Origin of the sequence: Enterococcus sp. AZ088, assembly GCF_051714845.1 — a bacterium.
In the GTDB taxonomy this organism is placed as follows: domain Bacteria; phylum Bacillota; class Bacilli; order Lactobacillales; family Enterococcaceae; genus Enterococcus; species Enterococcus faecalis.
Window position 1 is genome coordinate 1773649 of sequence record NZ_JBIOSQ010000001.1, and the last position, 11930, is coordinate 1785578.

The window sequence follows — 11930 nt, forward strand, 5'->3', positions numbered from 1 at the left end:
TTCAGAATTTGCTCACACAAATTCCCTTTTCAAGTACGGAACAATATGTTCGATACCCTAGCTCGATAACGGGAGCACCCGTCGCCGCCTTGTGTTTAACACTCGGAGCGCTTGCTCAATAGCCATTTTCCAAAACGTCTTTGTCACCTATTCTCAGCTACCTAGGCTCTCTGTTAGACAAATCAAGTCTTGTACTTACTATATCACTGCTTTTTTATTTCTATTCATTTTAAACTGATTTTCGTTTATTTTCAAAATCAAACAGACTAGAGTTCCTACCCCTTCAAGCATCGAGTAATCGCAGATAATAGCTGCTCTCTCTCTTTGCATCAGTCGTAGTGCCCAACAGGATTTGACTGTGGCGAGAATCGTAGGAACATTTTCGTGCAAATGATACAACCTGCCCTCCGGTCACCTTGTACTGTTCATCACTTACAAAGGCCATACTGCGTCGAGTAATCGCAGACAGCATCTACTCTGTCGCTTCGCGCCAGTCGTAGTGATTCACAGCAAAAAGCCCTTCACTAGCGTTTTGCTAGTAAAGGGCGAATGATTCGCGGTACCACCTTTTTTCGAAATATAACTGATTCTTTATATCTCATCTCTTATCCAAGTCTTTATTAACTTGGTGCACATGGTAACGGGTGCTTAGCCGAAATTGCTTACTTATCAGCAATTTATTCTCAGAGGCCATCTTCAACTTTTCTGAACCTTGTCCCTTTTCACCAATCAGGACTCTCTTTTGAAGGTCATCAAAATTTACTCTTCTCTTCAACGAATGAATAGTTATCTGTGATGTTGATTTACACTTTACTAGAGAAAAAAGAGATTGTCAACAGTTTTTCTTAGAAAAAAATCATTTTTCTTTTTTTACGAAAGAGCAATTGACAAACTTTCGTCTATACGTTATTCTATTTCTTGTGCACGAGATTTGTACGATTTTTCAAAAGGAACTTTGACGATTACTCGTCGCAGTGTAGCCTTTGAAAATGAACTCTATGGGTTTCACTTCGTTGCAATCCTCGAGTTAGTTTAGCCTTTGAAAGTGCCGCCTTAGCTCAGTTGGTAGAGCACCACCATGGTAAGGTGGGGGTCGCCGGTTCAAGCCCGGCAGGTGGCTTTTTGGTAAAATCCCAACTCTTTAATAAAGAGTTGGGATTTTTTTGTTTTGCCTACCCTTAGTGTTCTGTCAAGATGAGAAAATAACAAAAGCAATTTCTTCATTCCACTCGTTATGGTATATTTTAATTGTTAAATAATTATTGGAGTGGAGTACAATCATGAAACAATTACCTACAGAATCAAAAAAATTTGATTTAAAGAATTGGTGTATTGAAAATAAAGCCTATCTTCTATTGATCATTTTAATTTATCAAGTGGCAGTTTTATCCATCGGCATTATCAATTTCCCTTACTTAGATGATAATGCTCGCCAAGTCGCTGGAATGACAGATTTTGGTACGACTTACGCACGTTGGGGCAGTGAATTTCTCTCATGGTTTGTTCAAGGAAGTCGTCATTTGACAGATCTGGGCTTGACCACACCGATTCTAACAGGTCTTATCTTATCTCTCACAAGCATACTGGCAATTTATATCATCAATGACCAAAAAATTAGCTGGGGTTCCTCTTTAGTAGCTACTTTAATTGGCCTCAATCCTTGGTTCCTCCAATGTCTTAGTTTCAGGTTTGATAGTCCCTATATGGCATTGAGTATTTTTTGTTCGTTTCTTCCTTTTTATTGGTGGCAGCGTAATTCTTTTACGTTTTTCTTGGTTTCTGTCTTTTCACTGTTTGTTATGTTTAATACTTACCAAGCCTCGTCAGGAATTTATATAGTTATCGTCTTATTCCTTACTTTCAAGCAGTTACTTGCTGGAGAAAATTTCATTGCTCTTTGTAAAAAAGTCGCACTTGCTGCTATCGCTTATCTACTTTCTATAGTCAGCTACCTTATCGAGTTAAAATTTGTACCTTCCGCAACAAACAACATTGGGGGCAGTCAGGCCTTACCAAGTTTCCACGATATTCCCAGTGTGGCTTATCAAAATAGTTACCATTATTTTTCAGAGCTATTGAACCAGAGTAATCGTTTATGGCTTTTATTACTGCTCCTACTGCTTGTTTTATTTTTTATTAGTCATCTATCAAATAGCAAAATCAACTTGGGCTTAAGTTTCCTTTATTGTATCTTGTATTTAGGACTTGCTTCTCTCTTAAGTTTTGGTATTTTTATTGTCTATTCAAGAAATATCGCAGGTGATGCGCCTCGCTATATTTACGGATTTGCTGTTTTCGTTACAATCAGCATGTTAAGTTTATTTAACAATCGACAAGTGAAAGCAATTTATCTAACTTCGTTACTTGTGGCCAGCTTGTTATCTTATTATATTTTATCGTTTGTTTTGGTGTATTCTTCCACATTAAACTATCAAAAAGAAGCATTCAATCGCCAAGCAGCTGTTTTAACAGATGATTTAAAAAATGTTGTAACAAACGAACGAAAAAAAGTTTATTTAAATACGTTTTTCAAAAATTCAACTGTTTATGCTAATACAAGTCGAAACTACCCAATTCTTTCAAAAATCGTGCCACCAAATGACGGTCTATATTTCCCTAATTACGTTTGGTTCAATACTTCATCGAATTTAGGAGTAGAGATGGCACCACTGACCGATACGGATATGTCTAAAAATCAAAAAGTAGTAAGTAATCACTTTTATGACATTTATACAAACAACAAAGAAATATTTGTATTTATGAAATAATTTGTTCCATCCAAAAACACTTCTTTTGCAATAAACGTGACTGTATGGTTTGATTAAGATGGATTAAGTATTCTTTTCGGGTACATTTATTACTTCCTGAAACTTGTTTATTTCCCATTTTTCTTATGAAGTAACAAAATTTTTGAGAAAAAACAGCTCGTTTTCTATGTTATGATAGAGAAGTGAAAATCACCAGAAAGGTTGTTGCGGACTATGAGAACTCGTCAGAAAAAATTATTTTTATTTTCAATGATTTTATGGTTAGTTGAATTTTTAATTACACGGATTTCTGATTCTTTTCCAGGAGCAACGCCATTGTTCGTTGTGATTTGCTTGATTCAAGGAATTCTTTTTACTTATTTCTGTCTTGCTTTTTTCTATTATCCGCAATAATCAGTCAAGAAAAGCAATTAGAGCAGATTCAGCAAATTTCTGAAACCGAAAAAATGGCACGTCCTCGTTTTTAGGACGTGCCATTTTTTAAAGCATTATTTGTGTAAATGCCGTTCGTATCGCCTGTTGAACATTTTGAACAGCATCGATTTGATGACCTTTTGCTTCAGTCAATTCTTTTTCAATATATTTAGGATAGTAGGTTGCCAAATAACCCAAGACCCAGATAGTTGGATCTGAAATAACCGTCTCTGCTAATGGATACAAATAGGCAAGATGCAACCGAATTTCTTCTTCCAAATGCTGCAGCATAATTGGATCATCATTTTCTAAACGATTCCTAAGTTCAGTATAAATTTCGGAATAGATCGGCGTATTTAACGGTCCAGTTTTTCCTTCTAGTAAGACTGTCTGAGGCTGATTGTCATACCAAAGAAAAGTCAGTGGTTCTGAAAATTGCAACAGTGCTAATTCTTCAATGAACCATTCCCGAGCAAAATAACTAAGTGCTTGGTTCATAACTAAATCTTTTGCGACTTCCACAAATACTGGTTTAGGCAAATATAAACTGGTTTTAATGTTCGCTAATTGTTGATAAACGGGCAATTGATCGCTTACTAACAAGTTCCTTTTAATTGCTTGAATTTGCTGCGTTTCTAATTGTTGATACGCCTCTTCCACTTGCATTAATTGCTGTTCTAACGTTTTTTGTTGTGCTAGCGTTATTTTTTTAGTTTGAAGTAATTGCTTCAATAAAATATACCCTTCAATAAAGCGACGACTTTGACTATAAATTTGCATATAAATTGCCGCTGTTTCAAGGTTCTCAAAATAAGACTCTTGGAACGCTTCTGCCAATGCTAGTGCTTCGTCAGCTTCACCCATTTCCAACAATAATTGGACAATTTTTTGGTTTACTGGCGGCGTTTGTTGTAGCTGATAGGCTTGTTGAAAATTTTCTAAAGCGGCGATCTGATTATGTTCTACAAGTGCTTCTTCTCCTTGTGCAATAAAACGTTCATAGTTTTTTGGAAATTCATGAATGGTACTCATATCTAACCTCCTTTATTTCTTATTTAAAGCAGATGAGCCTGGGACAAAAATCACTTTGGATTTTTGCTCCAGGCTCAAAACCTGATAACCGGCGGGAACAGAACCAACACTACGCGTTGCTCGGAGCTAAACGGTTCTGTCCCGACCTCGATTTTAACTATTCAAACGGACTTTTTTAGTAAAGATTACGAATAATAATTGCCGTTTCTAGGTCGCCCTCAGCGTTCATCTTCTCCGCCTTTTCTTCTAAACTATACCCAGCAAAACTTTCGTTTGTTAAAACATCTGCTACTGTAAATTTAGCAACTTTTTCAATACTGACCGCATCTGGGGCTACTTCTTGCACGCTATCCCAGCCTGTATCAATAAAGACCTTTGTATCTTCTGTAATCGCTTCGTTTGCTTCTAACGCCTGCATAATTTCTTTTAACTGTGCATACGTCATAACCTCGACTTGATTTTCCATTTAAACGCCTCACTTCGTCCATTCCTTTTAAGGATTAGGTTTTAATTTTAGACTTTTTCTTTAATCGTTTTTAATGCGTGGTATAAGGCATATTTCATCGGTTTGGCTTTCCATTGGAAATTGCCCATTAATTCTTCGACATGACCGCCAAAGGATTGTTTGAATTTAAGAACCCCATCACTTCCATCAAAGACACCGTCAACGCCATAAAAATTATATTTGGGAATGTTATTTTCTACTGTGTAAGTTAACATTTTATGTTGAATTAAATACGGTGCATAGTATTGTTTATATTTTTCATACGTACCACTAAACAAGTAAACCACTTCTTGTGGATGAACAATGAATAAGGCGCCTGCTAAAATTTCAGGTTCATCTGATGTTTTCATTTCTTTAGCCTCGTCAATCCGTTTGCGCACGGTACGAACTTCATCTTCAAATTCACGTTTCTGGTTATTTTTTTTACGGCTTTTAGGATTAGCAATTAACGCTTCATTGACTTCGTTGAGCGTCTCTTGTAATTTGCGTAATTTCTCATGAAGATTTTCTAAATAAGTAGCAAAGTTTAGTTCCGCCACCATAAATTTCGCTCGTTCGCCAAACTCTTCATAAACAGCTTGGTAATAAGCTAAATCCTTATCTTCAAAATTACGCCGTGCACTTGTTTCTTCCGTTAATTTCTTAAAGAGAGGTAGCTCTTCGTAACGAAGTTCTCGGGTTGTTACTCCGTATTCCCATGTTTTCTTGATATCATATTTAGCATCTTTTCCATAAGATTTCCAAAGCTCTTCTTCTGTTAATCCAGCCATATCTTTGACAAACAGCCAACGTGGCGCGCCATCAAAATTGTGCACATCAAATCCTTGGTGTTCAAAACCAATTGATGTGAAATAGTCAAATGTTTCTTGATTGACCTTTTCAACTTCACCGCCATTAAAATCACGTAAACAAATTTGTTTATTTGGAGTAAAGGTTAAATAAAGGCCATCATTTTTTTTCACATATTTTTTTAAGCCTGTGAAAAAGGCTTCTACACATTTTTTATCTGTATAATCCATCAAAATCCCGCCGTCAATGTCGAAAGCATAACCAATTTTGACTTTTTTCTTGCTTAGGATACACGCAGCAATTAGTTGGCCTTCTCGTTTGACGCCAACGTATTCACAATGCCAGCCACGTCGTTCCAATAAATGTTTCATTTCGGGTGTTTCTAAAAAGTTACCTGCAGGATGTGTCATTGCAAAGGTAGTAAATTCTTGTTCAGTTAATGTACTAAACTGATCCATATCAAACAACTCACAATCTTTTTTTGTTAAATAAATTAGCACTTTTCAGCTTAACCTACTTTTTGCTTTCTTTCAAACAAAGTTACCTCACTGGCTAATTCTTATTTTTCGGTTCTTATTAATTATATCTAATTTTGCTAAAATGCAAACAGTTTTCAACGGAAAAAAAGAATTTCTTTGGAATCTTTCATTTTTGACTGAATATCTTTCTTTTATAAAAAATATCTGAGCGTGGGACAAAAATCACTTTGGATTTTTGCTCCACGCTCAAAAACTTATAAACGGCGGGAACAGAAGCAACACTACGCGTTTCTCGGAGTTAAACGCTTCTGTCCCGACCTCAGATATTAAAACTTATGAAAACCCGTTGAACATCTTTCTCTCAGGTTCTTGATTTACTCAACAGTTACACTTTTGGCTAAGTTCCTTGGTTTATCAACATCGTAGCCTCTTTGTAAGGTTGCATAGTACGCTAATAATTGGCCTGGAACAATGCTAACTAAGGCAGAAAGTAACGGATGCACATCTGGAATAATCAGTTGGTCCTGTGGTTTTGCCAAGGATTCCAAGGCAATCACAATATTTCTTGCTCCACGACTTTCGACTTCCTTTAAATTGCCTCTTGTATGGGCTGCGACTTTGGCATCTGTCACAATCCCAATCACAGGTGTTCCTTCTTCAATTAAGGCAATCGTTCCATGCTTCAATTCACCTGCCGCAAAGCCTTCTGCTTGAATGTAGGAAATTTCTTTCAACTTCAAGGCCGCTTCCATCGACACATAATAGTCGACTCCTCGCCCGATATAGAAGGCATTTCGAGTATACGTCAGATAATCTTCCACCAAGGCTTTCATTTGTTGTTTTTCATCAATCAAGGTTTCCATGACAGCTGCTACCACGCTCAATTCGTGAGCCACATCAAATGAGACGGCCGCTAATGTTTGGCGTTCTTCACCAATTGCTTTTGCTAAAATAGCTAAGACAGCGATTTGAGCAGTATAAGCTTTGGTGGAAGCGACAGCAATTTCTGGTCCTGCGTGTAATAACAAGGTATCGTCCGCTTCACGTGATAATGTTGAGCCAGCAACATTTGTTAATGTAAGTGATGAATGCCCTAATTCATTAACCTGTACCAGTACTTGACGACTATCCGCCGTTTCACCACTTTGACTTAAGAAAATGAAGAACGGTTTTTCAGATAAAATAGGCATGTTGTAGCCAAATTCGCTTGATAAATGAACTTCCACAGGAATACTGGCAATCGTTTCAATTAAAGATTTTCCGACCCAACCTGCATTATAACTTGTTCCACAAGCAATAATGTAAATTCGGTCACATTGATTAATTTTTTCAAGTAACGCCTCATCTAAGGTCACTTTTTCACCTTGAGTATACGCTTGAACAATTTTGCGCATCACTGCAGGTTGTTCATCAATTTCTTTGAGCATATAAAACGGATATGTTCCTTTTTCAATGTCATTTAAATCTAATTGCGCTTCAAAAGGTTCTCGGTTGATTACTTGTCCTTCTGGCGTTTCGATTACTACTTTGTCCGCTGTAACAGTTACAATTTCACCATCAACAATCTCAACAAATTGATTGGTTTCTTTAATCATCGCCATCGCATCACTACAAATAACATTAAAGCCTTCACCTAGACCGATAAGTAACGGGCTTTTATTTTTCGCTACGTAGATAGTATTGGGGTCCATTTTATCCATTAATGCAAAAGCGTATGAACCTTTAATTTCGGCTAAAGCCGCTTTAAAAGCATCTTTTGTTGAAAAACCATTTTCAGCAAAATGAGCAATTAATTGAACGACGATTTCAGTATCTGTATCACCAATTAAGTGAGCACCACTTAAAAATTGTTCTTTTAATTCTTCAAAGTTTTCAATGACACCATTATGCACTAATGCAAAGCGTTGATCGCTTGAAACATGGGGATGTGCATTGGCGACAGTTGGTTCGCCATGAGTGGCCCAACGAGTATGACCAATACCAACTGTTCCATCGATTTCTGGCGTTAATTTTGCTGCTAAATCGGCAATGCCCCCAACTGCCTTAACTACATGGGGCTGTTGGCTTTGATCATTCACACAAATCCCAGCAGAATCATAACCTCTATATTCCAATTTTGTTAATCCTTGAATCAAACTTTCCGTGACATTTTCTTTTCCAATCATTCCGACAATTCCACACATAATGCTAATTCCTACTTTCCAATTGAAATTCTGTATTTACTAGCTCCTGTTTAACTAGCAAATCCCATTATATGTTTCTACCTGCGTGATAACCGCTTTGTTCTAACTTCACAATTAGTTTTTCTTTGTTATCTGTAGAGTGCAGTCCCTAGAGCCACCCGCCGAATCTTCGATAAGCTCTCTCCTCGTCACCTGAACGTTCAGGTCTGGCGCTATCCGATATTGGTCTATATACCTCCTTTGTAAACATATTCCGTAGAAACATAAACAATAATACAATTAAAAGTAGGTACTTGTCAACAAAAATCTAAAAAACTAAAATTGGTCTAGTTCTTTAAAGTTGTAAAAAAAGAATCTAGTACACTCATAGTAAGAGAAAGTACTAGATTCTTAATAATAAAAAAATATCCGTTCTATTTATAGAACCTTATCAATTTGTTATTTATTGGAATGGATTATAAAAACGACCACCATTCACATGGAATAACCAGAAACTGATTCCTAATAAGCATAAGGCAAGTATCATTACCGAAAAATCACGCAGATGAAAAGGTTGTTGCGCATACCACGTTCGATTTTTCTTTTGACCAAAACGCCTTAATTCCATAGCGGTACTCACAGTTTCAATTCGATCTAAACTAGATAGGATTAAGGGTAAAACGATTTGTGCTACGCCTTTGATTCGTTGGCCTAACCGTCCCTTTTTAGACATCTCATACCCTCGCGCTTGTTGTGCTAAAGAAATATTAAAAAAATCTTCTTGGATATCGGGAATATAACGAATAGCCAGCGCTACTGCATAACTAATCCGATAACTCACACCAATTCGATTCAAGCTGGAGGCAAATTCACTAGGATTTGTTGTTAATAAAAAGATTAATGCCAACGGAATCGTACAGAAATATTTTAAAACTAAATTAAATTCATAAAATAATTCTTCTTGTGTCAAAGTAAACCGTCCGATTCCTTCCCAAATCACGGTACGTGATTGATATAAATCAACCCCATATTCAGGTGCAAAAAGGTAAACCGTTAAAATATTTAACAAAGAAAAAATAGCAATAAATTTAATAACAAAAGATATTTGATGCCATTTAATATTTGATAATTTTAACAAAACAAGCGAAACCACAGACATTCCTAACAGATAACGAGTATCATACGTGGTCATACAAGCCACAGAGACAACGATTAAAAAGACTAATTTGCTTGTGCCGTTTAAGCGATGAATCCAGGTTGAATCAGGATGATAGCCTAACATTTGTCGTTCACTCATCCAAAACGCACCTCACGATCGTAAGCAACAAATTTTTCCGTAAATAGCAAGGGATTTTCCAAGCCTAACGCTTTAGCAAAGGTAAACAAGCTCGTTTCTTTTAAAGAAGCCGCTTGAATTAATTTTTCATCTGTTAAAACAGCAACTGGAGTCGCATCTGCTAGTAAACGTCCATCACAAACTACTAACGCACGTGTTGTATATTCCAACATTAAATGCATATCGTGAGTGATCATTAAAATAGTCACACCTAAGCGGTTCAATTCTTCTAAAAATGTCATCATTTCTGTATAATGTTTAAAATCTTGCCCAGCTGTTGGTTCATCTAAAATTAATAATTCAGGTTCTAAAACTAAGATCGATGCAATAGTTACCCGTTTTTTCTGCCCAAAACTCAATGCGGAAATCGGCCAGTTCCGGAAGGGATACAGCCCACAAATATGTAAAATATTCGTCACACGTTCCTCAATTTCTGCTTGTGGCACATCTCGTAAAACTAATCCTAAAGCTACTTCTTCAAAAATCATTTTTTTAGAAATCATTTGATTGGGATTTTGCATCACATAACCAATTTTATCTGCACGTTCTTTGATTGAATAATTGGAAAAATCCTGTCCTTCCCATAAAATCTTGCCCGATTGAGGCGTGATGAACCCGCAAATTATTTTAGAAAGTGTAGACTTCCCGGCACCATTTTTTCCTACAATGCTGATCATTTCTCCATGATGAATAGTTACTGAGAAGTCATCTAACACTTTTTCACCGTGACGATCATATTGATAGGACACTTGTTCCAAACGTAATAGTTCAGCTCCTTTGACTGCACTAACTGAACTAGGTTGGACAGACCACTGTGTCATTTTAGGCAAAACTGTTTCGCCTGATACTTCGGCTAATTTGTCTAAATGACTAACTTGTGTTAAATCAATCCCAGCATATTTCATGGCTGTAACGTACAAAGGTTCACGAATCCCTTGTTGGGTCAACGTATCTTGACGTAACAATTCATCTGGCGTTGTATCAGAAATAATTGTGCCCTCATTCATGACAATAATTCGATCAACTGATTCGCAAAGAACGTCCTCTAAGCGATGTTCTATTATTAAAACAGTCGCTTTTGTTTCTTGTTGAATGGTGTCAATCAAAGTCATTGTTTCTTGTCCCGCTCGTGGGTCAAGATTAGCCAAAGGTTCATCAAAAAGTAAAATTTTTGATTGGTTAATTAGAACGCCCGCCATAGATACACGTTGTTTTTGACCACCTGACAAATCTTGTGGACGGTGTTGTAATAGCTGATTCAGCTCAACAATCTCAGACCATTTGTGGACCGCTTTTTTCATTTCTGCTTGTTCAACTGCATCGTTTTCTAAAGCAAAAGCAATATCCTCAGCAACCGTTAAGCCAATAAACTGCCCATCGGTATCTTGCAAAACAGTTCCTACATCAAAAGACAAATCAAATAGACTTGTTTCTTGGATATTTTTACCAGCAACCGTAGCTGTTCCTTGAATTTCACCTTCATAAATATTGGGAATTAACCCGTTGATACATTGCGCCAATGTTGATTTACCACTACCACTAGGCCCAACGATTAAAACCTTTTCTCCTTCATAGATGGTTAATTGAATCCCCTTTAATGTCGGTTCAGATTGGCTATGATATTGAAAGGAAAAATTATTAAAAGTAATGATTGGTTTTTTCATTCGGCCTCACCCCAGTTTCTCCATAAAAGAAAGGGTCTGAGCATTAGCAAAGTAATTACTAGGGCAGACCCTTAACCATTTAAATTATTTCGACAGTTTCTTAATCTTTCGATAAACTGCCTTTCTTTGTTCTTGTTGATGCATAAGCTTTCATCAACAATGTTCCAATAATCCCCACAGCGACAATATTTGAAACAGTCGCGAATACGCCTTGTGTAAATACTTTACTTGCGGGTTCACTATAAATCAAAATATCCAAGCTAGGCGCGATTAAGCCCCAAACGACGATATTACCAAACGCTTGGAAAATATTGAAACGCACCATGTCATTTGTTGTAAATTCACCATGTTGAAGATCCATTTTACGACCAGCGAAGCCAAAAATAATACCAATAATTCCTGAACAAATAATCCAGCTCCACCAAGCGCTACCATACGTGGTAAAATCTTTTAATGTGTGACCGATCAAACCAATTAGCCCTCCAGCTACTGGTCCAAAAACAACTGACATTAAAGCAAGAAATGGATACGACGTTTCTAAGTTCGTATTAGGAATCCCAGTTGGAATCACAACGAATCGACCTAAAATAACAAAAACTGCAGAGCCAATTCCAATTGCTACAATTGTCTTGACGGACATTTTTTCTTTCATTTCGCTCCTCCATTCTATAACTCCATTGATTTACAGCCGCTCCCTTCTTGATTTTATCAAATAAAAAAAGAAGATACGCGGTGCATCTTACTTCTAAAATAGTACCCTTTTAACCGCTCTATGTCAATG

The 11930-nt window shown here is 36.8% G+C and carries 9 protein-coding genes, 1 tRNA gene and 2 other annotated features (1 of these 12 running past the window's edge); of the genes, 3 read left to right on the plus strand and 7 right to left on the minus strand.

Annotated features, from left to right (window positions below):
• Positions 1-216 (minus strand) — a binding site (T-box leader) (it extends 35 nt beyond the left edge of the window).
• A gap of 322 nt (positions 217-538) precedes the next feature.
• Positions 539-784, minus strand: a binding site (T-box leader).
• Between the two features lie 263 nt (positions 785-1047).
• The 3 genes from IGL17_RS08685 to IGL17_RS08695 all read left to right on the plus strand — a co-directional run bounded on the left by IGL17_RS08685 (position 1048) and on the right by IGL17_RS08695 (position 3161).
• Positions 1048-1120, plus strand: a tRNA-Thr gene (locus tag IGL17_RS08685).
• A gap of 160 nt (positions 1121-1280) precedes the next feature.
• Complete coding sequence (locus IGL17_RS08690) at positions 1281-2768, plus strand: glucosyltransferase domain-containing protein (RefSeq protein ID WP_002381701.1); 1488 nt, start codon at positions 1281-1283, stop codon at positions 2766-2768.
• 213 nt (positions 2769-2981) lie between these two features.
• On the plus strand, positions 2982-3161 hold the full coding sequence (locus tag IGL17_RS08695; RefSeq protein ID WP_002383739.1) for a hypothetical protein: 180 nt from the start codon (positions 2982-2984) through the stop codon (positions 3159-3161).
• Between the two features lie 87 nt (positions 3162-3248).
• Here the strand turns inward: IGL17_RS08695 and IGL17_RS08700 are convergent, their stop codons facing one another.
• From IGL17_RS08700 to IGL17_RS08730, 7 genes are all read right to left on the minus strand, one after another.
• The gene (locus IGL17_RS08700) at positions 3249-4214 is read right to left on the minus strand and encodes a hypothetical protein (RefSeq protein ID WP_016618434.1); all 966 of its coding nucleotides are present in this window, start codon (positions 4212-4214) and stop codon (positions 3249-3251) included.
• A 175-nt stretch (positions 4215-4389) separates the two neighbouring features.
• Entirely contained in the window at positions 4390-4680 is a 291-nt protein-coding gene (locus tag IGL17_RS08705; protein ID WP_002359936.1) for a hypothetical protein, read from the minus strand.
• A 47-nt stretch (positions 4681-4727) separates the two neighbouring features.
• A complete protein-coding gene (locus tag IGL17_RS08710) occupies positions 4728-5966 on the minus strand; it encodes an aminoacyltransferase (RefSeq protein WP_002362084.1) in 1239 nt (412 codons plus the stop codon).
• Positions 5967-6361: 395 nt separating this feature from the next.
• Positions 6362-8170: a glutamine--fructose-6-phosphate transaminase (isomerizing) gene (glmS, locus tag IGL17_RS08715; protein WP_438760156.1), complete on the minus strand. Its 1809-nt coding sequence runs from the start codon at positions 8168-8170 to the stop codon at positions 6362-6364.
• A gap of 442 nt (positions 8171-8612) precedes the next feature.
• Positions 8613-9446, minus strand: coding sequence for an energy-coupling factor transporter transmembrane component T family protein (locus tag IGL17_RS08720; RefSeq protein WP_002356939.1), 834 nt, complete (start codon positions 9444-9446; stop codon positions 8613-8615).
• On the minus strand, positions 9443-11149 hold the full coding sequence (locus IGL17_RS08725; protein WP_002372067.1) for an ABC transporter ATP-binding protein: 1707 nt from the start codon (positions 11147-11149) through the stop codon (positions 9443-9445). The genes IGL17_RS08720 and IGL17_RS08725 overlap by 4 nt, the downstream gene beginning before the upstream one ends.
• A 100-nt stretch (positions 11150-11249) precedes the next feature.
• Positions 11250-11801: an ECF-type riboflavin transporter substrate-binding protein gene (locus tag IGL17_RS08730; protein WP_002356937.1), complete on the minus strand. Its 552-nt coding sequence runs from the start codon at positions 11799-11801 to the stop codon at positions 11250-11252.
• Positions 11802-11930 lie beyond the last annotated feature (129 nt).